The organism is Pseudomonas sp. zfem002 (assembly GCF_032621685.1).
Taxonomy (GTDB): domain Bacteria; phylum Pseudomonadota; class Gammaproteobacteria; order Pseudomonadales; family Pseudomonadaceae; genus Aquipseudomonas; species Aquipseudomonas japonica.
In genome coordinates this window covers 106,646-132,540 of the sequence record NZ_JAVYJH010000001.1, presented here as the reverse complement: position 1 = coordinate 132,540, position 25,895 = coordinate 106,646, and the positions used below count along the sequence as shown (strand labels likewise).

11 protein-coding genes and 1 pseudogene are annotated in these 25,895 nt (G+C 63.4%); 5 read left to right on the top strand and 7 right to left on the bottom strand.

Annotated features, from left to right (window positions below; genetic code table 11):
- Position 1: 1 nt before the first annotated feature.
- Positions 2-12,958: a retention module-containing protein gene (locus RTI28_RS00525; RefSeq protein ID WP_316918647.1), complete on the bottom strand. Its 12,957-nt coding sequence runs from the start codon at positions 12,956-12,958 to the stop codon at positions 2-4.
- 516 nt (positions 12,959-13,474) lie between these two features.
- On the opposite strand from RTI28_RS00525, the gene RTI28_RS00520 reads away from it, so the two are divergent.
- The 3 genes from RTI28_RS00520 to RTI28_RS00510 all read left to right on the top strand — a co-directional run bounded on the left by RTI28_RS00520 (position 13,475) and on the right by RTI28_RS00510 (position 18,560).
- Positions 13,475-14,848 carry a TolC family outer membrane protein gene (locus RTI28_RS00520; protein ID WP_316918646.1) on the top strand — a complete coding sequence of 458 codons (1,374 nt, stop codon included), beginning with the start codon at positions 13,475-13,477 and terminating at the stop codon, positions 14,846-14,848.
- 36 nt (positions 14,849-14,884) lie between these two features.
- A complete protein-coding gene (locus RTI28_RS00515) occupies positions 14,885-17,038 on the top strand; it encodes a type I secretion system permease/ATPase (RefSeq protein WP_316918645.1) in 2,154 nt (717 codons plus the stop codon).
- Positions 17,039-17,213: 175 nt separating this feature from the next.
- Entirely contained in the window at positions 17,214-18,560 is a 1,347-nt protein-coding gene (locus tag RTI28_RS00510) for an HlyD family type I secretion periplasmic adaptor subunit (RefSeq protein WP_316918644.1), read from the top strand.
- A 93-nt stretch (positions 18,561-18,653) separates the two neighbouring features.
- Here the strand turns inward: RTI28_RS00510 and RTI28_RS00505 are convergent, their stop codons facing one another.
- From RTI28_RS00505 to RTI28_RS00495, 4 genes and pseudogenes are all read right to left on the bottom strand, one after another.
- Positions 18,654-19,247, bottom strand: coding sequence for a tRNA-uridine aminocarboxypropyltransferase (locus tag RTI28_RS00505; RefSeq protein WP_316918643.1), 594 nt, complete (start codon positions 19,245-19,247; stop codon positions 18,654-18,656).
- 78 nt (positions 19,248-19,325) lie between these two features.
- The gene (locus RTI28_RS00500; protein ID WP_410478942.1) at positions 19,326-20,360 is read right to left on the bottom strand and encodes a methyl-accepting chemotaxis protein; all 1,035 of its coding nucleotides are present in this window, start codon (positions 20,358-20,360) and stop codon (positions 19,326-19,328) included.
- A 249-nt stretch (positions 20,361-20,609) separates the two neighbouring features.
- Positions 20,610-20,891: pseudogene (locus tag RTI28_RS30200) on the bottom strand (PAS domain-containing protein); the annotation flags it as partial.
- A gap of 138 nt (positions 20,892-21,029) precedes the next feature.
- The gene (locus RTI28_RS00495; RefSeq protein WP_316918641.1) at positions 21,030-21,923 is read right to left on the bottom strand and encodes a LysR family transcriptional regulator; all 894 of its coding nucleotides are present in this window, start codon (positions 21,921-21,923) and stop codon (positions 21,030-21,032) included.
- A gap of 224 nt (positions 21,924-22,147) precedes the next feature.
- Here RTI28_RS00495 and speB point away from each other — a divergent pair, with 224 nt between their 5' ends.
- Positions 22,148-23,098 carry an agmatinase gene (gene speB / locus RTI28_RS00490; protein WP_316918640.1) on the top strand — a complete coding sequence of 317 codons (951 nt, stop codon included), beginning with the start codon at positions 22,148-22,150 and terminating at the stop codon, positions 23,096-23,098.
- Positions 23,099-23,244: 146 nt separating this feature from the next.
- On the top strand, positions 23,245-24,624 hold the full coding sequence (locus tag RTI28_RS00485; protein WP_316918639.1) for a sodium:solute symporter: 1,380 nt from the start codon (positions 23,245-23,247) through the stop codon (positions 24,622-24,624).
- A 121-nt stretch (positions 24,625-24,745) separates the two neighbouring features.
- Here the strand turns inward: RTI28_RS00485 and RTI28_RS00480 are convergent, their stop codons facing one another.
- Both RTI28_RS00480 and ptrR read right to left on the bottom strand, forming a co-directional pair.
- Positions 24,746-24,868, bottom strand: a complete 123-nt coding sequence (locus tag RTI28_RS00480) for a PA1414 family protein (RefSeq protein WP_281177191.1) — start codon at positions 24,866-24,868, stop codon at positions 24,746-24,748.
- A gap of 112 nt (positions 24,869-24,980) precedes the next feature.
- Positions 24,981-25,874, bottom strand: coding sequence for a putrescine utilization regulator PtrR (ptrR, locus tag RTI28_RS00475; protein ID WP_316918638.1), 894 nt, complete (start codon positions 25,872-25,874; stop codon positions 24,981-24,983).
- Positions 25,875-25,895: the final 21 nt, after the last annotated feature.

Below are 25,895 nucleotides of genomic sequence, written 5' to 3'. Positions count from 1 at the left end.
CTTACACCGTATCCACCTTCAACGATTGGTCATTCAACATCCCGTTGATGATGGTCGCGGTATCCGCCCCCGCCGCGATCACCCCGCCCGCACCTGCCGTCACCCCGTAATGCTGGGCCAGGTCGACCCCCGCCAGGTCGATGGTCTGGGTCGGCGCAGCACCGGCCACCGAGCTCACCTCGATGGTCGAGACCACGCTGGCGCCACTGCCAGTCACCTTGAAGTGCAGGTAGTCATCCAGCGACGCAGTGCTGGCGTTCTCGCCCTGCAGCAGTTGCGACAGGTCCAGCCGGTCGGTCCCCGGGGTGAAGTCGGTGACCACGTCATGCCCGTTGTCCCCCAGTTGCCAGAGGAAGGTATCCGCCCCCGGACCGCCGGTCAGGGTGTCGTCGCCGCGCCCGCCGATCAGCACATCGTCCCCGCCCGCACCGTTGAGGATGTCGTTGCCCAGCCCGCCCTGCAGCACGTTGGCGTTACCGTCACCGGTCAGGGTGTCGTTGTAGTCCGAGCCGATCAGGTTCTCGATCGACACCAGGGTATCCAGCCCGGCGCCGCCGGTATTCTGCTGCGCCGCGATGGACAGGTTCACCGTCACCGCGCTGGTGGCACTGGCATAGCTGGCGGTGTCGATACCACTGCCACCGTCGAGCAGGTCGTTACCAGGCCCGCCGATCAACAGGTCATTACCGTTGCCGCCATACAGCGAGTCATTGCCGTCCCCGCCGATCAGCACATCGTTGCCGTCGCCGGCGTTGAGGGTGTCGTTGCCGCTGCCACCGAGCAGGGTGTCGGCATTCGCGGTACCGGTCAGGGTCGAACTGTCCTGGTAATTGATATCCACCGCACCGGTGGTCGTCCCGCCATGTCCGTCGGTGACGGTGTAGCTGCCGTTGTACTGCGGCGTGCTGTTGGCCGCCCCGGCGTAATCGATGGTCATGGTCAACTGGTAGTTTTCCGCGTTGTTGGCGCTACCACCGCCGCTGCTGTTGGTCAGGTTGACCACATGGATGCTGTAGACCCCGTCATGACTGGCGACGAAGGAACTGCCGTCGGCGATCGTCTGGTAACTGCCGGTATCGTCCTTCCACTCCATCAGCACGTTGCCAACGGGACGATCATGATCCAGCTTGAGGCTCTCGCCCTGTTTCAAGGTCACCGTGATCAGGTCTTCATCGTTGGCGTTGGCCGACGTCACCGAACCCAGATAGCCGGCGACGATCACCGCCGCGGTCGTGGAGGACGCCGTACCGGTAAAGGCGCTGCGGGCAATGTCCTTCACCTGGTTCGCCAGAATGTTGTTGGTGCCGTTGAAGACAACCGTTGGCGTGCTGCTGCCCACCGTGAAGTCGGCGCCCCGTGCCGCCCAGCCGGTATTGAAGGTGATCGGCGATGCGCTCAGGCGATCGTTGTTGGCATCGGTATCGTTGGCCACCAGGGCTTCGGCCGGTACCGTGATATTGGCCGAGAGGATATTGGTGATGACATGATCGGCCCCCGCCACCGGCGCGGCGTTGGTGTAGACGTTGACCACCAGGCTGGCATTGCTCAGGTCGCCGTCGTTGTCACTGACCACGAAGCCGATGTTTTCCACCTTGCTGGTACCGTTGTCCTTCGGCGGTGTGTAGGTGAACTCGCCAGTGTCCATGTCCACCACGATCGAGCCACCCGCCAGGGTTTTCACGGTGATGCTGTTGGTCGAGGTATCGAAGGTGCCGCGGTCGGTACCGCCACTGGCAGCGTAGGAACCCTGGTTGGCGTTGCCCTTCGGATCGTAGGTGTAGGTCGTACCGTCGATCGCCAGCGACTTGATGAAACCGCCATCGGCGCCAAAGGTGCCACCACTCATCAAGCTGCCGGTCACCGGCGCGCCCTGTACCGTACCGGAGAGCACCGAGTTCAGCTGGTTGAGGTCGGTGACCACGGTGGCGTTGGTGTCGGTGTGAGTGCTGCCGTCGTAGGCCAACGGATTGAGGTTGCCAGCATTGACGCCACTGCCTAGGCCAATGGCGTAGGATTTGATCCCGTTGCTATCCAGGAAGTTGGTCCAGGTGGTTTCCCGGGTGCCAGAAATGGCGTGTCCCGACGTAGGCTCGCCGTCCGAGAAGAAATAGGTGATGTTCTGCGCACCGGTGATTTTTCCTGCGGTGCTGAACGCCGTCTGCGCCTGGGTCGTCGCCGAGTCGTAATAAGTGGAGCCGCCGGCGCTGAGGCCGTTGACGATGGTCTTGGCCTGGTCGACCGTGACCCATACCGCCGATTGCCCGGTGGCGCCACTGGAGAAGGTGACGATCTGTACCTTCACGTCGCCCAGATCATCGTACTTGTCGAGCAATGCGCTGATCGCCTGCTTGGCCAGTTGCAGACGAGTCAATCCCGGTACGCCGGAGTCATCGTTCATGCTGCCGGACACGTCGATCACCAGCAGCAGGTTGGAGTCCACCTGCCCCGGTGTGACCGAACGGGTCGCGCCCACGGCCTTGGGTACGTCATCGACGATGTTGATCTGGATGGTGCTGGTGGTGAAGTTGCCGAGGGCATCCGTCGCCTTGTAGGTGAAGGACTCGCTCATCACATTGGCACCGTCGTTGGCGCCACTCGGTGTCTTCGGTGCCGAGGTCAGGGTGTATTTGTAGGAGCCGTCCGCAAGCAACTGGATCTGACCATAGGACCCGGTCGAGCTTCCGACCAGGCTGTAGGTGATCGCCCCGGAGCCCCCCGATACCGATCCCACCAATGTCCCTGAACCGGTTTCGCCGGTATTGCCCGGCTCGCTGCCGACCACGGTCCCCGCGGCAAGATCCTGGCCATCCTTGCTCAGGTCCAGAGCCTTTTCGTACACCGTGATGTCTTGATCCTGACCCGCGATCAGCGAGCAGTCCTTCACATTGACGGTCAGCGTCGTGGTGCTTTCGTCGCCGTCGGCATCGCGGATGGTGTAGGTGAACACATCCTGGGCGCCAGCCGCTGCCACCGCGTTGGGGTTGGCGTGGTACACCGCATTGCCCGCGGCATCCAGGGTCAGGGTGCCGTAGGTGCCGGCGACATTGGTGTTCAGCGAACCGATCGCCGAGGTCGAGGTATTGGCGCCGGCGCGCACGCCCACCACCACATTGCTCCCCGGATCGTCAGCGCCCTTGGTGTCATTGCCGAGGACATTGCCGGTCACCGTATCGCCCTCGGTCACCATGATCGAGTCCGCGCGCGCAGTCGGCACGTCATCGACGATGTTCACGTCCAGCGTGCCGCTGTTGGTGCTGCCGTCTGCGTCGGTTGCGGTGACCGTGAAGCTTTCGGTCAGGCTGTTGATTCCTCCCGCATTCGGATGAGCCTCGTTGTCCAGCAGCGTGTAGCTGTAGGACACCACCCCGGTACTCGGGTTGTAGCCGGTGACCTTCAGCGTATTGCCCAAAGGTGTGGTCAGGGTTTGTGGGAAGGTCGCCACCACCCCGCCGCTGATCACGTTGATGCCACCCACGCTCAGGGTCTGCAGGCCATCCGGTGCAGTCACTGTGAAGGTTCCCGACTGGGTCAGTGCACCGGCGTTCGGCGCGCTGCCATCGCTCAGGTTCTTCTCGTAGACCGACAGTTCGCCACCCGCGACATTGAGGCCATTGAGGGTGACCGGGTCGTTAAGGTTCTTGATGTTCAGCACCAGGTTGGCGGTGCTGGTATCTCCGTCGGCGTCTTTCAGGGTGTAGGCAAACGTCTCGGTGCCCGTACCGCCGCCGTGCAGGTTGATGAAGTCCGGATCGGCAGGATTCAGGGTGTAGGTGTAGGAGCCGTCTGCTGCCAGGACCAGGGTGCCGTAGGTGCCCACGAAGGTGCCGGCAGTGATCGGTCCGACAACACGGTCAGCACCCTGCACGTCGTTGGTCAGCACGTTGCCAGTCAACACCGTGGCGGCTTCGGTCGCTACCGAGGCATTGCTGTCCGCGACCGCCGTTGGTACGTCGTCGACGACATTCACGTCGAGGCTGCCGCTGCTGGTGCTGCCGTCAGTGTCGGTCGCGGTGACGGTGAAGCTTTCGGTCAGGCTGTTGATTCCACCGGCATTCGCGTGGGCTTCGTTGTCCAGCAGGGTGTAGCTGTAGGACACCACACCGGTGCTTGAGTTGTAGCCGGTGACTGTCAGCGTATTGCCCAAGGGCGTGGTCAGGGTTTGTGGGAAGGTCGCCACCACCCCGCCGCTGATCACGTTGATGCCACCCACGCTCAGGGTCTGCAGGCCGTCCGGTGCGGTCACCGTGAAGGTTCCCGACTGGGTCAGTGCACCGGCGTTCGGCGCACTGCCGTCGCTCAGGTTCTTCTCGTAGACCGACAGTTCGCCACCCGCGACATTGAGGCCATTGAGGGTGACCGGATCGTTGAGGTTCTTGATGTTCAGCACCAGGTTGGCGGTGCTGGTATCTCCGTCGGCGTCTTTCAGGGTGTAGACAAACGTCTCGGTGCCCGTACCGCCGCCGTGCAGGTTGATGAAGTCCGAATCGGCAGGATTCAGGGTGTAGGTGTAGGAACCATCCGCCGCCAGGACCAGGGTGCCGTAGGTACCAACGAAGGTACCGGCGGTGATCGGTCCGACGACACGGTCGGCGCCTTGCACGTCGTTGGTCAGCACATTCCCTGTCAACACCGTGGCCGCTTCGGTCGCTACCGAGGCATTGCTGTCCGCAACCGCCGTTGGTACGTCGTCGACGACATTCACGTCGAGGCTGCCGCTGGTGGTGCTGCCGTCAGTGTCGGTCGCGGTGACGGTGAAGCTTTCGGTCAGACTGTTGATTCCGCCGGCATTCGCATGGGCTTCGTTGTCCAGCAGGGTGTAGCTGTAGGACACCACACCGGTGCTCGAGTTGTAGCCGGTGACTGTCAGCGTATTACCCAATGGAGTGGTCAGGGTTTGTGGGAAAGTCGCCACTACCCCGCCACTGATCACGTTGATACCGCCCACGCTCAAGGTCTGCAGGCCATCCGGTGCGGTCACCGTGAAGGTGCTGGACTGAGTCAGCGCACCGGCGTTCGGCGCGCTGCCATCACTCAGGTTCTTCTCGTAGACCGACAGTTCACCACCCGCGACATTGAGGCCATTGAGGGTCACCGGATCGTTGAGGTTCTTGATGTTCAGCACCAGGTTGGCGGTACTGGTATCCCCGTCGCCATCTTTCAGGGTGTAGGCGAATGTCTCGGTGCCCGTACCGCCGCCGTGCAGGTTGAAGAAGTCCTGATCAGCAGGATTCAAGGTGTAGGTATAGGAACCGTCTGCCGCCAGTACCAGGGTGCCGTAGGTACCCACGAAGGTACCGGCGGTGATCGGTCCGACGACACGGTCAGCACCTTGAACGTCGTTGGTCAGCACATTACCGGTGAGCACCGTAGCCGCTTCCGTCGCCACCGAGGCATTGCTGTCCGCGACCGCCGTTGGTACGTCGTCGACGACATTCACGTCGAGGCTGCCGCTGCTGGTGCTGCCGTCAGTGTCGGTCGCGGTGACGGTGAAGCTTTCGGTCAGGCTGTTGATTCCGCCGGCATTCGCATGGGCCTCATTGTCCAGCAGGGTATAGCTGTAGGACACAACACCGGTGCTCGAGTTGTAGCCGGTGACTGTCAGCGTATTGCCCAAGGGCGTGGTCAGGGTTTGTGGGAAAGTCGCCACTACCCCGCCGCTGATCACATTGATGCCACCCACGCTCAGCGTTTGCAGACCGTCAGGTGCGGTCACCGTGAAGGTGCTGGACTGGGTCAGCGCACCGGTGTTTGGCGCGCTGCCATCGCTCAGGTTTTTCTCGTAGACCGATAGCTCTCCGCCTGCGGTATCAAGGCCATTGAGGGTGACCGGATCGTTGAGGTTCTTGATATTCAGCACCAGGTTGGCGGTGCTGGTATCTCCGTCGGCGTCTTTCAGGGTGTAGGCAAACGTCTCGGTGCCCGTACCGCCGCCGTGTAGGTTGAAGAAGTCTGGATCAGCAGGGTTCAAGGTGTAGGTGTAGGAACCATCTGCTGCCAGGACTAGGGTGCCGTAGGTTCCCACGAAGGTACCGGCGGTGATGGGGCCGACAACCCGGTCGGCACCTTGTACGTCGTTGGTCAGCACATTACCGGTCAGTACCGTGGCTGCTTCGGTCGCTACCGAGGCATTGCTATCCGCCACTGCCGTCGGCACGTCGTCGACGACATTCACATCGAGACTGCCGCTGGTGGTGCTGCCATCGGTGTCGGTCGCAGTGACGGTGAAACTTTCGGTCAGGCTGTTGATTCCGCCGGCATTCGCATGGGCTTCGTTGTCCAGCAAGGTGTAGCTGTAGGACACAACACCGGTACTCGGGTTGTAGCCCGTGACTGTCAGCGTGTTACCCAGCAGCGTCGTCGTAGATTGCGGGAAGCTGTTCGCCACCCCGCCACTGATCACGTTTATACCGCCCACGCTCAGCGTTTGCAGGCCGTCCGGTGCGGTCACCGTGAAGGTTCCCGACTGGGTCAGCGCACCGGCGTTCGGCGCGCTGCCATCGCTCAGGTTCTTCTCGTAGACCGATAGTTCCCCACCCGCGGTATCGAGGCCCGTGAGGGTAATCGAGTCATCGAGGTTCTTGATGTTCAGCACCAGGTTGGCGGTGCTGGTATCTCCATCGGCGTCGGTGAGGGTGTAGGCGAACGTCTCCGTACCCGTACCGCCGCCGTGCAGGTTGGAGAAGTCCGGATCCGCAGGATTCAGGGTGTAGGTGTAGGAGCCGTCCGCCGCCAGGACCAGGGTGCCATAGGTGCCAACGAAGGTACCCGCGGTGATCGGTCCGACGACACGGTCGGCACCCTGCACATCGTTGGTCAGCACATTGCCGGTCAACACCGTGGCCACTTCGGTCGCCACCGAGGCATTGCTGTCCGCCACCGCCGTTGGCACGTCGTCGACGATATTCACGTCGAGGCTGCCGCTGGTGGTGCTGCCATCGGTGTCCGTCGCAGTGACGGTGAAACTTTCGGTCAGGCTGTTGATTCCACCAGCATTCGCATGGGCTTCGTTGTCCAGCAGGGTATAGCTGTAGGAAACAACACCGGTGCTCGGGTTGTAGCCCGTAACTGTCAGCGTATTGCCCAATGGTGTAGTCACGCTTTGTGGGAAGGTAGCTGCCACACCGCCAGAAATAACACTGATGCCACCTACGCTGAGGGTTTGCAAACCATCCGGCGCACTGACGCTGAACGATCCACTCTGGGTCAGAGCGCCCGCGTTCGGGCTGCTGCCATCACCCAGATTCTTCTCGTAGACACTCAGCTCTCCACCACTGGCATCCAGCCCGGTCAACACCACCGGGTCGTTGAGGTTCTTGATATCCAGGACCAAGTTGGCGGTACTGGCATCCCCATCAGCATCGGTCAGGGTGTAGGCAAACGTCTCGATGCCCGTACCGCCGCCATGCAGGTTGAAGAAGTCCGGATCCGCAGGATTCAGGGTGTAGGTGTAGGAACCGTCTGCTGCCAGGACCAGCGTGCCGTAGGTACCTACGAAGGTACCGGCGGTGATGGGTCCGACAACCCGGTCGGCACCTTGCACATCGTTGGTCAGCACATTGCCAGTCAGCACCGTGGCCGCTTCGGTCGCTACCGAGGCATTGCTGTCCGCGACCGCCGTTGGTACGTCGTCGACGACATTCACGTCGAGGCTGCCGCTACTGGTGCTGCCGTCAGTGTCGGTCGCGGTGACGGTGAAGCTTTCGGTCAGACTATTCACGCCGCCCGCATTCGCATGGGCTTCGTTGTCCAGCAAGGTGTAGCTGTAGGAAACAACACCGGTGCTTGGGTTGTAGCCCGTGACTGTCAGCGTATTGCCCAATGGCGTAGTCACGCTTTGTGGGAAAGTGGCAGCCACACCGCCAGAAATCACACTGATGCCGCCTACGCTGAGGGTCTGCAGGCCGTCCGGTGCGGTCACCGTGAAGGTGTTGGACTGAGTCAACGCACCGGCGTTCGGAGCGCTGCCATCACCCAGGTTCTTCTCGTAGATCGATAGTTCCCCACCCTCGGTATCAATACCAGTGAGGGTAACCGGGTCGTTGAGGTTCTTGATATCCAGTACCAGGTTCGCAGTGCTGGTATCCCCATCCGCATCAGTCAGGGTGTAGGCAAACGTCTCGATGCCCGTACCGCCACCATACAGATTGAAGAAGTCCGGATCCGCAGGATTCAGGGTGTAGGTGTAGGAACCGTCTGCTGCCAGGACCAGCGTGCCGTAGGTACCTACGAAGGTACCGGCGGTGATCGGTCCGACAACACGGTCAGCACCCTGCACGTCGTTGGTCAGCACGTTGCCAGTCAACACCGTGGCGGCTTCGGTCGCCACCGAGGCATTGCTATCCGCCACTGCGGTCGGCACGTCGTCAACGATATTCACATCGAGACTGCCGCTGGTGGTGCTGCCATCGGTGTCCGTCGCCGTGACCGTGAAACTTTCGGTCAGGCTGTTGATTCCACCGGCATTCGCATGGGCTTCGTTGTCCAGCAGGGTGTAGCTGTAGGACACCACCCCCGTACTTGGGTTGTAGCCGGTGACTGTCAGCGTATTGCCCAAGGGCGTGGTCAGGGTTTGTGGGAAGGTCGCCACCACCCCGCCGCTGATCACGTTGATGCTACCCACGCTCAGGGTCTGCAGGCCATCCGGTGCGGTCACCGTGAAGGTGTTGGACTGAGTCAGCGCACCAGCGTTCGGAGCACTGCCATCGCCAAGGTTCTTCTCGTAGATCGACAGCTCTCCACCCTCGGTATCAAGGCCACTGAGGGAGACAGGATCGTTGAGGTTCTTGATATCCAGTACCAGGTTCGCGGTGCTGGTATCCCCATCCGCATCGGTCAGGGTATAGGCAAATGTCTCGACGCCCGTGCCACCGCCGTGCAGGTTGAAGAAGTCCGGATCTGCAGGGTTCAAGGTGTAGGTGTAGGACCCATCCGCCGCCAGTACCAGGGTGCCGTAAGTACCCACGAAGGTACCGGCGGTGATGGGTCCGACAACCCGGTCAGCGCCTTGAACATCGTTGGTCAGCACATTCCCTGTCAGCACCGTGGCGGCTTCGGTCGCTACCGAGGCATTGCTGTCCGCGACCGCCGTTGGTACGTCGTCGACGACATTCACGTCGAGGCTGCCGCTGCTGGTGCTACCGTCAGTGTCGGTCGCGGTGACGGTGAAGCTTTCGGTCAGGCTATTCACGCCGCCGGCATTCGCATGGGCTTCGTTGTCCAGCAGGGTGTAGCTGTAGGACACAACACCGGTACTCGGGTTGTAGCCGGTGACTGTCAGCGTGTTGCCCAATGGCGTAGTCACGCTTTGTGGGAAAGTGGCAGCCACACCGCCAGAAATCACACTGATGCCGCCTACGCTGAGGGTCTGCAGGCCGTCCGGTGCGGTCACCGTGAAGGTGTTGGACTGAGTCAACGCACCGGCGTTCGGAGCGCTGCCATCACCCAGGTTCTTCTCGTAGATCGACAGCTCTCCACCCTCGGTATCAAGACCAGCGAGGGTAACCGGATCGTTGAGATTGGTGATATTCAGCACCAGGTTTGCCGTGCTGGTATCCCCATCCGCATCGGTCAGGGTGTAGGCAAACGTCTCGACGCCCGTACCGCCGCCGTGCAGGTTGAAGAAGTCCGGATCTGCAGGATTCAGCGTGTAGGTGTAGGAACCATCCGCCGCCAGGACCAAGGTGCCGTAGGTACCCACGAAGGTACCGGCGGTGATTGGTCCGACAACCCGGTCAGCACCTTGCACATCGTTGGTCAGCACATTGCCAGTCAGCACCGTGGCCGCTTCGGTCGCCACCGAGGCATTGCTATCCGCCACTGCGGTCGGCACGTCATCAACGATATTCACATCGAGGCTGCCGCTGGTGGTGCTGCCATCGGTATCCGTCGCCGTGACCGTGAAACTTTCGGTCAGGCTGTTGATTCCACCGGCATTCGCATGGGCTTCGTTGTCCACCAGGGTGTAGCTGTAGGACACCACACCCGTACTTGGGTTGTAGCCAGTGACTGTCAGCGTATTGCCCAATGGCGTCGTCACGCTTTGTGGGAAAGTGGCAGCCACACCACCGGAAATGACATTGATGCCGCCTACGCTGAGGGTCTGCAGACCGTCCGGTGCGGTCACCGTGAAGGTGCTGGACTGAGTCAACGCACCGGCGTTCGGAGCGCTGCCATCGCCAAGGCTCTTCTCGTAGATCGACAGCTCTCCACCCTCGGTATCAAGACCAGCGAGGGTAACCGGATCGTTGAGGTTGGTGATATTCAGCACCAGATTCGCGGTACTAGTATCCCCATCCGCATCAGTCAGGGTGTAGGCAAACGTCTCGATGCCCGTACCGCCACCATGCAGATTGAAGAAGTCCGGATCCGCAGGATTCAGGGTGTAGGTGTAAGAACCGTCTGCCGCCAGGACCAGGGTGCCGTAGGTACCCACGAAGGTACCGGCAGTGATCGGTCCGACAACCCGGTCAGCACCTTGCACATCATTGGTCAGCACATTGCCGGTCAGCACCGTGGCCGCCTCGGTCGCCACCGAGGCATTGCTGTCCGCCACCGCCGCCGGCACATCGTCGACGATATTCACATCGAGGTTGCCACTGCTGGTGCTGCCATCGGTGTCGGTCGCCGTGACCGTGAAGCTTTCGGTCAGGCTATTCACGCCGCCCGCACTCGCATGCGCTTCGCTGTCCAGCAAGGTGTAGCTGTAGGACACCACCCCAGTACTCGGGTTGTAGCCGGTGACGGTCAGCGTATTGCCCAATGGCGTAGTCACACTCTGTGGGAAGGAAGCTGCCACACCGCCAGCAATGACATTGATCCCGCCCACACTGAGCGTCTGCAGGCCATCCGGTGCATTCACGGTAAAGCTGCCGCTCTGGGTCAGCGCTGCGGCATCCGGGCTGCTGCCGGTCGCCAGATTTCGCTCCAGCACGCTGATCTCGCCACCGCTGGCATCCAGCCCGGTCAACACCACCGGATCGTTGAGGTTGGTGATATTCAGCACCAGGTTCGCAGTGCTGGTATCCCCATCCGCATCAGTCAGGGTGTAGGCAAATGTCTCGACACCCGTGCCACCGCCATGCAGGTTGAAGAAGTCCGGATCCGCAGGATTCAGGGTGTAGGTGTAGGAACCATCCGCCGCCAGGACCAGGGTGCCGTAGGTACCCACGAAGGTACCCGCGGTGATCGGTCCGACAACACGGTCGGCACCTTGCACATCGTTGGTCAGCACATTGCCGGTCAGCACCGTCGCCGCTTCGGTCGCCACCGAGGCATTGCTGTCCGCCACTGCCGTCGGCACATCGTCGACGATAAGGACATTCAGGTTGATGCTGCTGGCGCTGCCATCGGTATCGGTGGCCACCACACTGAAGCTTTCGCCCAGGCTGTTGGTCGCGCCGCCGGCCGGGTGGGTCTCGTTTTCCAGCAGGGTGTAGCTGTAGGTCACCACGCCGGTGTTCGGGTCGTAGCTGGTGACGGTGAGGGTATTGCCCAGGGGGGTGACCACCGACTGCGGCGAGGTGATCGCCACACCACCGGTGATCACATTGATCCCGCCCACGCTCAGGCTCTGCAGGCCATCCGCGGCGCTGACGGTGAAACTGCCGCTCTGGGTCAGGGCAGCCGTGTCGGGGCTGCTGCCGGTGCTCAGGTTCTTCTCGTAGACGCTGAGGATCCCGCCATTGGCGCCAATGCCACCGAAGTTCACGCCGTCGTCGAGGTTGGTGATGTTCAGCACCAGGTTGGCGGTGCTGGTGTCGCCGTCGGCATCGGTCAGGGTGTAGGTGAAGGTTTCGCTGCCCTTGCCACCGCCGTGCAGATTGACGAAGTCCGGGTCCGACGAATTCAGGGTGTAGGTGTAGGAACCGTCCGAAGCCAGGACCAGAGTGCCGTAGGTGCCCACGAAGGTGCCGGGAACGATCGGGTTGGCGACCCGGTCGGCGCCCTGGATATCGTTGGGCAGCACATTGCCGGTCAGGACCGTGGACGCTTCGCTGGCAACGGACGGGTGGGTATCGTCTACCGCCCTTGGCACGTCGTCGACGATGGTGACGTCGAGGCTGCCGCTGGTGACGTCGCCATTGCTGTCGCTGGCCGAGACCGTGATGCTCTCACCCAGGGAGCTGCCGGCGGTGGTCAGGGTGTAGCTGTAGCTGACCACGCCGGTGGCCGGGTCGTAGCCGGTGATGGTCAACACGTTGCCGGTGGGGGTGGTGACGGACTGCCCGACACCGGTCACGGCGCCGCTGGTCAGCACGTTGATGCCACCGACATTGAGGTTGAACACCCCGTCCGCGGCCACCACGCTGAAGGTGCCGGTCTGTACCAGGGCAGCGCCATCGCTGGCCGAGCCCTGCGGCAGATTGGCCTCGTTGACCGTGACCTCGCCCCCCGCCACCGACAGCCCTTCGAGGCTGATCGGGTTGTCGAGCGCAGGCAAGGCCTCGTTGTGATCGATCAGCCCGGGATCGCGATTGGCCAGTTCGCCAAAGAAATTGAAACCGGCCGTGGGAAAGCCGATGACCGGATCGACACGTCCAGCGACCTCGGTAAGCAGCACGAAGGAATGCCCACCGCCCAGCGCCCCCGGCGCGCCATTGCCGGGACCGGCCGCGGTGGCCTCGGCCTCCAGGGTCGGGTCGCCGCCGGCGGCGATGGCTTGCTGGAGTTTCTCGACATCGGTCAGTTGCGCCTCGCTGGGGGTAATCACCTCCGGCGCCAGCACATGGGGAGCCTGGTTGGCCAACAAGGCATTGGACAGGGTCAGGCTGCTGTCACGGCCCAGGGTCAGCTCCTCGCCGTTGGCCAGGTGCACCGCAACCGCCCCTGCTGCGCCGGTTTCCAGTTGTTCCCCCACGAACAACCTGTCCCCCTCGACCAACAACCGCCGGCTTCCATCAGCCTCGACCACGAACACCTGACCGACCACCTTGCTGACCACACCGATTGACTTAGCCATCTGGCCACTCCTCTCCACTGCCGACGTTCTCTTGCAGGAAAGCCTGTGGTGTCTCGTGGGAGAACCGCGATGACCGGGTCCGCCTCGATGTCGCGCGCCCTATCGAGAACCACAGGTTTTCCCCGGAAAACCAATGGTCTGGGAAGGATTTTCGCGACGGAGTGACAACAATGACTGGCGAGGATCCAGCGTCAAATTTTCGTCGCCAGTGTTTCCGTTATCCCTCTTCCTCCACTCCTTTCTTGCCCTTTGCCGAAAAACGGCTTGAAAACTTTCTGGCGCCAGTAAAAAAGCGCCACAGCGCCCGGTATACCTGACGCCTGGGTTAAACAATGTGCTGGATTTCTTAGACCGCATAAGTTTTTTTTCGCATAACCCTTATGAAAATTTCTTCTTAGGTTTACGCGCAAATGTTCTTAGCTCAGTTGTTACAAGCCTGAAACGGTTTGAACCTTCTTTTTCGTCAATAATTTGGCGAGCGCAAGACCTAAAAATGGAATCAGGGAGAAGTAACCCATGCGCGTTTTGAACCCCATCACCAGTGCGTTGTTGTTGGCCATGACCTGTGCCAGTGCCCAGGCGATGTCGTTGCAGGAAGCCGTACAGAGCGCCGTGGATTACCACCCGGAAGCCAAGGCGGCGATCAACAGTCGGTTGTCCGCGGATGAAGACGTGAAATTTGCCCGGGGCGGCTACTACCCGAGCGTCGACCTGGTGGCCGGCTATGGCCGCGAACGCTCGGACAACATCAATACCCGTGGTCAGAATGCAGACGGTACGCGCAATCACAACAAGGAAACGCTGAACTACACCCAGTCCGAACTGCGCCTGCGGCAGATGCTCTTCGATGGCTTCAACACCTCCAATGAAGTCGCCCGCACCGAAGCGGTGGTGAACTCCCGTGCCTATTACCTGCAAGCCACTTCGCAGACCGTGGCCCTGCGCGCCATCGAGGTCTACCTGGAGGTGCTCAAGCGCCGCGAACTGGTGACCCTGGCCAAGAACAACCTGCAGGCGCACCTGCGGGTCAACGACCAGATCGGCCTGCGCAGCGAGCGCGGGGTCGGCAGCACCGCCGACCTCGATCAGTCCACCGCCCGCCGGGCGCTGGCGGAGAACAACCTGAACACCGCCGAAGTCGACCTCGCCGATGCCGAGGCCAACTTCTTCAGTGTCATCGGGCGCGAGGCCGATCAACTGGAAGCCCCGTCGTCGATCCAGGGCCAGATGCCCGCCACCCTGGTCGATGCGCGCCAGGACATGCTGGCGAACAACCCCTACCTGAAATCGGCGCAAGCCGACGTGCAGGCCGCCGAGCAACAATACGAAGTCGCCAAGTCGCCGTTCTACCCGCGCCTGGATGCCGAGCTGTCGACCGCCGCCAACAACAACATGGGCGGCGAGGAAGGCCATGCCAACACCGACTGGCGAGCTGGCGTGGTGATGACCTACAACCTGTTCCGCGGCGGCAGCGACAAGGCCCGCCTGCAGTCCGACGCGCACAAGATCAACCAGGCCATGGACATCCGCAACAACGCCCTGCGCACCCTCAACGAGGACCTGTCGCTGTCATGGAACGCCATGAACAATGCGATCAAGCAGACCCCCTCGGCACGCCAGTACGCCGAAACCACCACACGGGTGCGCGCCGCCTACCAGGACCAGTTCGGCCTCGGCCAACGCACCCTGCTCGATGTGCTGGACAGCGAGAACGAGCTGTACAACGCCAATCGGCGCTACGTGGAGGTGCGCTACATCGAAGAGTTCTCGCGCTACCGGGTGCTGGCCAACATGGGCGACCTGCTGACCCGGCAGAAGATCTCGCTGCCACCGGAAGCCATCGCCAAGAGCGAAGTGAAGACTGACGCGCGGTTACCTGAAATGCGTTGACTCGGTTCCGCCCCCTCGGCGGAGAGGTAGGCCATTGTGACCAGCATGCAACCGGCGAGCTCGGCGGACCAACGCCAGAGTTTCGATGATCCGTTACTCGATGGGCTGTTGATTCTCTGCAAGCTGCACGGTTGCACGGCGAGCCGTGCCAGCCTGTGCAGCGGCCTGCCGTTGCCCCAGCAGCGGCTCGACGTCGACCTGCTGCCACGCGCGGCAGCCCGTGCCGGCTTGCAGGCGCGGATCCTGCGCCGCGAACTGTCTGCGATTGCCGCGCTCAACCTACCGGTGCTACTGCTGTTCAAGGACGGCCGCTGCGCCGTGCTGCGGCGCTGGAAAGACCAGGACCAGGCGCTGATCCTGCCCTGCGAAGCCGATGGCGGCGAGCAGTGGGTCAGCCGCGAGGAACTCGCCGAGGTCTATTCCGGCCACGCCCTGTTCGCCCGCCCCCGGCATGAGCTGGAACAGCAGCGCGCGCCGCTGGTGCCGCGGGTCCACGCCTGGTTTCGCGACACCCTGCAGCAATCGCGCTGGCTGTACAGCGATGCCCTGCTGGCCAGCCTGCTGATCAACCTGCTGGGCCTGCTGGTGCCGCTGTTCGTCATGCAGACCTACGACCGCGTGGTGCCCAACCAGGCCATCTCGACCCTGTGGGTACTGGTCATCGGCCTGTTCATCGGCACGACGTTCGAGCTGGTGCTGCGGGTGGTGCGTGCGCACCTGCTGGACCAGGCCGGCAAGAAGACCGACATGATCCTCTCGGCGACCCTGTTCGAGCGCATCACCGGCATGTCGATGAAGGCCCGCCCGGCCACTATCGGCGGCTTCGCCCAGAGCATCCACGACTTCCAGGGCCTGCGCGAATTCCTCACCGCAGTGACCCTGACCAGCGTCATCGACCTGCCCTTCGTGGTGCTGATGCTCGCCGTGATCGGCCTGCTCGGTGGCTGGCTGGTGCTGATCCCGATGATCGCCTTCCCGGTGACCATCGTCTTCGCCCTGCTGATCCAGGTGCGCCTGCGCGACACCGTGCAGAAAAGCCTGAGCCTCGGCGCGGTACGCCAGGCGCTGCTGATCGAAACCCTCGGCGGCCTGGAAACCCTCAAGGCCTGCGGCGCCGAAAGCGAGCGCCAGTACCAGTGGGAAAGCACCCTCGGCGCCCTCACCCAACTGGACGCGCATGCCCGCAACCTGTCCGCCCTGGCCACCAACGGCACCCTGTTCGTCCAGCAGTTCTGCGGCATGGCGACCATCGTCGCCGGGGTCTACAGCATCATCGCCGGCAGCCTCAGCGTCGGTGCCCTGGTGGCCTGCTACATGCTCGGCAGCCGGGTCCTCGCGCCACTGGGCCAGATCGCCGGATTGATCACCCGCTACCAGCAGGCGCAACTGACCATGCGCAGCACCGACGCGCTGATGGCCCTGCCCCAGGAACGCCGCGCCGACCAGCAGCCGCTGGAGCACGCTCGCCTGCAGGGCGCGCTGGAGGTCAGCCGGGTCAGCTTCCGCTATGCCGGACAGGCCGCGCCGGCGTTGAACAACGTCAGCTTCAGCGTCAAACCCGGCGAACGCATCGGCATCATCGGCCGCAGCGGCTCGGGCAAGAGCACCCTGGCGCGGCTGGTGATGGGCTTCTACGAACCGGACGACGGGCAGATCCTCCTCGACAACCTCGACCTGCGCCAGCTGGACATCAGCGAACTGCGCCAGCAACTGGGCTACGTCGCCCACGACCTGCCGCTGCTGGCCGGCAGCCTGCGCGACAACCTGACCCTCGGCGCCCGCTACGTCAGCGACGCGCGCATGCTCGAAGTGGCGGAACTGACCGGCGTCAGCGAACTGGCCAAACAGCATCCGCGGGGCTTCGACCGGCCCCTCGGCGAACGCGGCCAACTGCTCTCCGGCGGCCAGCGCCAGGCGGTCCTGCTGGCCAGGGCGATGTTGCTGGAGCCACCGATCGTGGTCCTCGACGAACCCACCAGCCACATGGACAACAGCAGCGAGGAACAACTGCGCCAGCGCCTGCATGGCTGGATCGAGGGCAAGACATTGCTGCTGGTGACCCACCGCACCTCGATGCTCAGCCTGGTGGATCGCCTGCTGGTCCTGGACAACGGCAAGATCGTCGCCGACGGTGCCAAGGATGCGGTGATCGACGCCCTGCGCAAGGGCCGTATCGGTCAGGCGCTCTAACAAGATCGACGCGCTCCCCTGTAGGAGCTGGCTTGCCTGCGATGGACCGCAAAGCGGTCCCTAATTGCGGTGAGGTCCGGGACCGCCTTGCGGTCCATCGCAGGCAAGCCAGCTCCTACACACAGGGGGCCGCGCCAGCCAACGAGTCATGTGCTGTTTCACAAGAGGCGTACCCATGTCCTCCCTTCGCAGCTACTTCAACAGCTTCAACAAGACCGCCGACCGCGACTACCTGCCGGACCTGGCCAGCGCCACGCTGCAGGATTCGCCGCGGCTGTCGCGCATCACCGTGTGGCTGGCGGCGGCGTTGCTGCTGATCGCGCTGGTCTGGGCCAGCCTGGCGGTGCTCGACGAGGTGACCGTCGGCGAAGGCAAGGCGATCCCGTCGAGCAAGGTTCAGGTGATCCAGAACCTCGAAGGTGGCATCGTCACCGAGATCTTCGTCCGTGAAGGGCAGATGGTGAACAAGGGCGACACCCTGTTGCGCCTCGACGACACGCGCTTTCGCTCCAACAAGGGCGAAAGCGAGGCCGACCGCTATGCCCTCACCGCCCAGGTCGAGCGCCTTTCGGCGGAGGCCGAGGGCAAGCCGTTCCAGCTCTCCGAGGAGGTGCGCAGCAAGGCGCCCCAGGTGGCCGAGGACGAACTGGCGCTGTACCAGTCACGTCAGCGCCGCCTGACCAGCGAGAAGCAGACCCTCAACGAGCAGTTGCGGCAGAAGAACCAGGAACTGGCCGAGTTCCGCTCCAAGCTGGAGCAATACCGCTCCGGTCTGGCCCTGCTGCAACAGGAACTGGACATGTCGACGCCACTGGTGAAGACCGGGGCGATCTCGCCGGTGGAAATCCTCCGCCTCAAGCGCAGCGCGGTGGAAGCCCGTGGCTCGATGAACGCCACCAGCCTGGCGATCCCCCGGGCCGAGGCGGCGGCGGCGGAGATCCGCAGCAAGATCGAGGAGTCCGAGGCCAGCTTCCGCTCCGAGGCGGCCAAGGAGCTCAACGAAAAACGTACCGACCTGTCGAAGATCACCGCCACCAGCGTCGCCATCGACGACCGGGTCAACCGCACCACGGTGGTTTCGCCGGTGCACGGCATCATCAAGCTGCTCAAGGTCAACACCATCGGCGGCGTGGTCCAGCCCGGCAGCGACCTGGTGGAAATCGTGCCGCTGGAAGACAACCTGCTGATCGAGGCCAGGGTGCGCCCGCAGGATGTGGCGTTCCTGCATCCGGGGCAGAGCGCCATGGTCAAGTTCAGTGCCTATGACTACTCCATCTATGGCGGGCTCAAGGCGAAGCTGGAACTGATCGGCGCCGACACCGTCACCGACGACAAGGGCAATGCCTTCTACATGATCCAGGTGCGCACCGACAGGAATCACCTGGGCGGGGACAACAAGCCGCTGCTGATCATCCCCGGGATGGTGGCGACGGTGGACATCATCACCGGCGAGAAGAGCGTGCTGGACTACCTGTTGAAGCCGGTGCTGAAGGCGCGCACGGAGGCGTTGCGCGAGCGTTGAGTCAGCGGGATCGGTGTCGCCAGCTCCCACAAGGACCGCGTACGCCGCCGAACCCTGTAGGAGCCGGCGTTGCCGGCGATGAGGCCCGAAAGATCAACGCAGGTGATTACGCTCGAAGGTCTGCCGCCCCATCGCCGCGATCTGCCCTTCGATCAGCGCATCGAACGGCCTGAGCAAGGCATCGAAACGCCCCTCCCCCTCCAGCGCATTCAACGCCTGTGTCACCGCCTCCACCGTCGACAATGCCCCCGCCTCCGGCGCCTTGCGCAGCCGGTAGCGCGACGGCTGGACCTGCGCCAGCGTGACCCGTGGCAACCCCTCCAGCAGCGGATTCAGATAGAGCAGCTTGCGCGCCTTGCGCCAGGTGCCGTCGGGCACGATCAGCAGCCAGGGCCGCTCGTCCGCCTGGTACCTCTGCAACGGCGTCGCCGTTTCACCAGGGAACAGCAGCCCGACCCGATACCCCGGCGTGGCAATCACCTCGGCCAGATCGTCGAACACCTCGCCCACCCGCAACTCGCCGTTATTCAGGCCAAGCGCGGCCAGCCGCGCGGTATTCAACGCATGACGAACTTCATCGGGATGCTGCAACAACAGCACACGGGTGCGGCTGTCGAGGGACGGGATCAAGGGGCAAAGGCAGTGGTTCTGCGGACGCAGGCAACGTTCGCACTGGATTCTGGACATCGGGCTCTCCTGGGCGGGCAAGTGTGCCACAGCAGTCCCGGAAAACACCCACATCCCTGTGGGCCGGTTATCGCGCGGCTAGCGGTTGAAACGCTCCGCCAGGTCGTGCAGGTATTCCGCCATGCGTTCCAGCTCCAGGCTGATCTCGGCACCCTGCCGGGCCTGGCCGGCGCTGTGATCGCACAACTGGGCGATACGCACGATCTGCTGGTTGATGTCTTCCACCACATGGCTCTGCTGCTCGGACGCCGTGGCGATCTGCTGGCTCATGCCGGTAATGCGGCTGACCGCCTCGCTGATCCCGCCCAACGCCTGCTGCACCGCTTCGACGCTGTGCACGCTGTCACGGGAGATCTGCTCGCCCTTGCTGGCGCTGCTGACCGCACGATCGGCACCGGCGCGCAACGAGGCGATGATCAGGTGGATTTCCTCGGTGGAGGCGCGGGTACGCTGGGCCAGGGAACGCACTTCATCGGCCACCACGGCGAAGCCACGCCCCTGCTCCCCGGCCCGCGCCGCCTCGATGGCGGCATTGAGCGCCAGCAGGTTGGTCTGCTCGGCGATCGAGGTGATCACATCCACCACGCTGCCGATGGACTGGGTCTGCTCGGCCAGGGCATTGACCGCCGCCCCGATATCGCTGACCGCCTCGGCCATGCTGCTCATGGCTTTCAGGCTCTGCTGCGCGAGCGTGCTGCCCTGGCGGGTCAGTTCGTCGGCATCGGAGGCGGCGTGCGCGGTGCTCTGCACGTTGTGCGTGACCTGCTGGATGGTCGCCGCCATCTGCGCCACGGCGGTGGCCGACTGGTCGGTCTCGCTGCGCTGGCGATCGAGCATCTGCGCCTGGGCATCGGACAGGTCCGAGGACTGCGAAGCCCGCGTGCGGACCCCGACGCCGGCATCCACCAGGCGGGTCAGCGCGGTCTGCAGGCGCGCCTCTTCGCTGATCATGGCCAGGTCCAGTTGCCCCTGCGGGCCGAGGTTGCGGCTGTAGGTCAGGGCCACCAGCGGACTGGTGAAGGCTTTCGGGTGCTCGGCCAGGGTGCGCCGGATCACGCGGTTCTGCCGGCTTTCCTGGAGGTACCAGGCGCTCAGCAGGCTGGCCATGAGCATACCCAGCGCGGCGTACTGCGGCAGCGTCAGGTAAGCGCCCACCGAGACCACCCCGGCGGCCAGCAACGGCCAGCCATGCTCCAGCACATCGACGACACGGGCGGCGACCGGCGTCGGCGAGCGCCCGGCGTTCAGCCGCGCATACAGCGCCGAGGCCCGCGCCACCTGCTCGCGGCTCGGCAGCGAGCGGACCGACTCGTAGCCGCTGATCCGGCCATTCTCGTAGATCGCCGTGACATAGGCGCTGACCCAGTAGAAATCGCCGTTCTTCGCGCGGTTCTTGACCACGCCCATCCACGGCTTGCCTTCCTTGATGGTCTCCCACATATGGGCGAAGACCCCGGGTGGCATATCGGGATGGCGGACGATGTTGTGGGTCTGGCCGATCAGCTCTTCGCGGGTAAAACCGCTGATGGCGACGAAGGCGTCATTGCAGTAGGTGATGCGACTGTTGAGGTCGGTGGTGGAGATCAGTCGCTGTTCTTGGGGGAAAGTTCTTTCCTGCTCAGTGACGGGCAAATTCTTGCGCATCTTGGGCGTTCCCTGCTGATGAGATTGTCGGAAAATTCATCACAGCAAGAAAAGGTCTAGCAGAGCATTCATCCGGGTGTGGGCATCTGGCCAGTATTTTTACCATAGACACAAAGTATTAATGGCCAATAGCCGCTATCAGGCAGGCGTCAGTTGTGCACGGAGCAGGTCGCGGAAGGTCTGGATCAACGGCTCGCGGCTGCGACCGCGGCGAATGATCATGGAAAAGGGCGCCTGGTAACCGAAGGTGGCCGGCGACAGCACCCGCAGGTCGCCCTTGTCGACCCAGGCCTGGGCATAGTGCTCGGGCAGATAGCCGATGTAGGCGCCGGACAGCACCAGGATCAGCTGTGCCTCCATGCTCTCCACCGTCGCCGCGCTGTGCTTGAAGCCGTGCCGGGCCAGTTCCGCCTGGCTCCAGTAGCCGCGCCCGACCATGCGCTGCTGGGTGATGACCTGCTCGGGAATGCGCCGCTCGTGGTACAGCGGGTGGCGGTTGCTGCAATACAGCCAGTGCTGCTCGCGATACAGCGGCTGGTAGACCAGCCCACTCATTCGCGTGGAAAAAGCACCGATGGCCAGGTCCAGGCGGTTGTCCTGCACACCCAGCTGCAGCTCGTAGGGGCTGGACACCGACAGGTGCAGGTGCACCGCCGGGTGTTCCTGGCTGTAGGCACCGATGGCTTCGGCCAGGGGCAAGGCGCGGTCGCCGACGGTGGAGTCGATCACTCCGAGGTTGAGGGTACCGCGCAGCTCGCCCTTGAGCGCCGCCGCGTACTGCTCGAAACCGTCCAGCTCGGCGAGCAGGCGCAAGGTCTCCTGATGGAACAGTTCACCTTTGCTGGTCAGGCTGAAACCGCCACGGCCGCGATGGCAGAGGACGATGCCCAGGGCCGACTCCAGCTGGCTCATGTAGGTGCTGATGGCCGAGGTGGACAGGTTGAGATCGCGCTGGGCATTGGCGAAGCCCTGGTGGCGCACCACGCTGGCGAAAATGCGCAGCAGCTTCAGGTCGGGCAGGTTCGAGGCCATGAAAACGGGAGTCCGCGAGGTCGGAAATGAGCACAGTCTAACCGTGCTGCGGCCGATAGTTCAGAAAATCCTGAACTAAGTATTTGCCGGTAGCGATTCTTCTGGCGCACTACCTTTTGCAGACTGCACCGCACAGCAACTGTTCCAGGACATTTCCGGCTGACTGGCCGTTGTCGAGAACATATATCAACAACTAGAACAATCGAATCGATGAGGCCCGAACCGTGGACAAGATTCTTCACCAACCACTGGGTGGCAACGAAATGCCGCGCTTCGGCGGCATCGCAACCATGCTCCGCCTGCCCCACCTGCAAAGTCCCGCCGGCCTCGACGCCGCCTTCGTGGGCGTGCCGCTGGACATCGGCACCTCGCTGCGCTCCGGCACCCGCTTCGGTCCGCGGCAGATCCGCGCCGAGTCGGTGATGATCCGTCCGTACAACATGGCCACCGGCGCCGCGCCATTCGACTCGCTGTCGGTCGCCGATATCGGTGACGTGGCGATCAACACCTTCAACCTGCTCGACGCCGTGCGCATCATCGAAGAGGCCTACGACAAGATCGTCGAGCACAACGTCATCCCCCTGACCCTGGGCGGCGACCACACCATCACCCTGCCGATCCTGCGCGCCCTGCACAAGAAGCACGGCAAGATCGGCCTGGTCCACATCGACGCCCACGCCGATGTCAACGACCACATGTTCGGCGAGAAGATCGCCCACGGCACCACCTTCCGCCGCGCCGTGGAAGAAGGCCTGCTGGATTGCGACCGGGTGGTGCAGATCGGCCTGCGTGCCCAGGGCTACACCGCCGAGGACTTCAACTGGAGCCGCAAGCAGGGCTTCCGCGTGGTCCAGGCCGAAGAGTGCTGGCACAAGTCGCTGGCGCCGCTGATGGCGGAAGTCCGCGAGAAGGTCGATGGCGGCCCGGTGTACCTGTCGTTCGACATCGACGGCATCGACCCGGCCTGGGCGCCCGGCACCGGCACCCCGGAAATCGGCGGCCTGACCACCATCCAGGCGATGGAAATCATCCGCGGTTGCCAGGGCCTGGACCTGATCGGCTGCGACCTGGTGGAAGTCTCCCCACCCTACGACACCACCGGCAACACCTCGTTGCTGGGTGCCAACCTGCTGTACGAAATGCTCTGCGTGCTGCCCGGCGTAGCCCGTCGCTAACGGCCAAGGCAAGGAGCTTCACCTTTCGGCAGGAGCCATGACGGCGGTCCGTTGCTCACGGACCGCGCTACTACGAAGAAATGACCCGCGGCGGCCCACCGCCCGCGGGATCGATCTCACATAAAAAAGATAATTGGAGACACCCCATGGCCTTGGACATATTCGTTGTACTGATATACGCCGCCGGCATGCTGTTGCTGGGCTGGTACGGCATGCGCCGCGCCAAGACCCACGAAGAATACCTGGTGGCCGGACGCAATCTCGGCCCGAGCCTGTACATGGGCACCATGGCGGCAACGGTCCTGGGTGGCGCGTCCACCGTCGGCACCGTGAAGCTGGGCTACGTCCACGGCATTTCCGGCTTCTGGCTGTGCGCCGCGCTGGGCCTGGGCATCATCGCCCTCAACCTGTTCCTCGCCAAACCGCTGCTGCGCCTGCGCATCTTCACCGTGACCCAGGTCCTGGAAAAGCGCTACAACCCGATGGCGCGCCAGGCCAGTGCGGTGATCATGCTGGCCTACGCGCTGATGATCGGCGTGACCTCCACCCTGGCCATCGGCACCGTACTGCAGGTGCTGTTCGAGCTGCCGTTCTGGGCTGCGATCCTGCTCGGCGGTGGCGTCGTGGTGGTGTACTCGACCATCGGCGGCATGTGGTCGCTGACCCTGACCGACATCGTCCAGTTCGTCATCAAGACCGTGGGCCTGATGTTCGTCCTGCTGCCGATCTGCCTTTACCGCGTCGGCGGCTGGGACGAGCTGGTGGCCAAGCTGCCGGCGGCCAGCTTCAGCCTGACCACCATCGGCTGGGACACCATCATCACCTACTTCCTGATCTACTTCTTCGGCATCCTGATCGGCCAGGACATCTGGCAACGGGTGTTCACCGCCCGTGACGAGAACGTGGCCAAGTACGCCGGTACCACCGCGGGTGTGTACTGCGTGATCTACGGTCTGGTCTGCGCGGTGATCGGCATGGCGGCGCATGTGCTCCTGCCGGACCTGGGCAACGCCAACAACGCCTTCGCCGCCATCGTCAAATCGGCACTGCCGGACGGTATCCGCGGCCTGGTGATCGCCGCCGCGCTGGCCGCGATGATGTCCACCGCCAGCGCCGGCCTGCTGGCGGCGTCCACCGTGCTGACCGAAGACCTGCTGCCGAAGCTGCGTGGCGGCAAGCAGTCGAGCCTGGCAGTGAACCGCCTGTTCACCCTGCTGACCGGCCTGGCGGTACTGGGCATCGCCCTGATGGTCGAGGATGTGATCAGCGCCCTGACCCTGGCCTACAACCTGCTGGTGGGTGGCATGCTGGTGCCGCTGATCGGTGCCATCTACTGGAAACGCGCCACCACCCGCGGCGCCATCGTCAGCATGACCCTGGGCTTCGTCACTGCCCTGGCGTTCATGATCAAGGACGGCATGGATGCGAACACGCCGATCTACTACAGCCTGGCGATCGGCCTGGTGAGCTTCGTGGTAGTCAGCCTGACGTCGCGTCCGGCGGTGAATGCGGCCAAACTGGCCTGATATTGCTGCAGGAGAAGAAGCCCGCGCTTGCCGCGGGCTTTTTCATTGTCCGGGGTGGGCAAGCGCAGACCCCGTAGGAGCGTGGCTTGCCCGCGAAGGACCGCAACGCGGTCCCTGACGATCAGCGCCGCGGCTGCTGCTTGCGCTTCTCTTCGTCACTCGGAATCGGCACCGGCTGCATCGGCGGGATCAGGCCCAGCGCAACGGCGAGGTCATGGAGCCAGTTCATCATCAGGTCTTTCATATGTCCCCCTTGAGGGTCATCGTCCAATCCAGTTTGGCTGCGATGTTTCTTACACATCATAGCCTCAAGTCCTACGCATCGCTCACAGAAAACACGGCGCTTCTGACTTGTATCAAGCGCTGAGCGCCTCGCCGACGGACGGCCCCTGGTGCAACGCCTCCTGCAGATTGATCCAGGCATCCAGGTTGGCCCCGCGCATGCCGCGACGCCACACCAGCCAGGTGGTGGCCTGGTCGAACGGGGTCTGCAGGCGATGCGCCGCGACGTTCTCGCGCCCCGGCAGGCTGTCGAGCATGGACTGCGACATCAGCGCCACGCCGGAACCGGCCACCACGCAGGCGAGCATGCTCGGGTAGGACTCGATCTCCATGGCCCGGCCCATCGCCGCATGGTCGTGGGCGTACCAGGCTTCCAGGCGCATGCGATAGGAACAACCCTTGCGGAAGGTGAACACCGCGCGCCCGGCCACATCCCGCGCACTGCGCACCGGCGGATGCTCGGGTTCGGTGATCAGCACCAGGGTTTCCTCGCACAGCGGCACGCCATCCAGCCCCGCCAGCGACAGCGGGCCATCCAGCAAGGCGGCATCCAGGCGTCCGGCGAGCAGACCTTCGAGCAGCTCGCCGCTGGGCGCGGTCTGCACCTGCAGGTTCACCGCCGGATAAGCCTTGTGATAACGCGCCAGCAGGTCCGGCAGATGAATCGCCGCGGTGCTGTACATGCAGCCGAGAATGAACTCGCCGGCCGGCTGGCCGCCCTGCACCGCGGCGAACGCCTCGTCATGCAGGGCCAGCATGCGTCCGGCGTAATCCAGCAGCACCTTGCCGGCGGGGGACAGTTGCAGGCGCTGGCGTTCGCGGTGGAACAGCTCGACGCCCAGTTGCTCTTCCAGCTGGCGCAGGCGCGTCGACAGGTTCGACGGGACCCGGTGCAACTGCTCGGCGGCGCGGGTCACCGAGCCGGTCTCGGCCACGGCCTGGAAGATGCGCAGTTGACTCAGCTCCATGGCCGTTCTCCAAAATTGAAC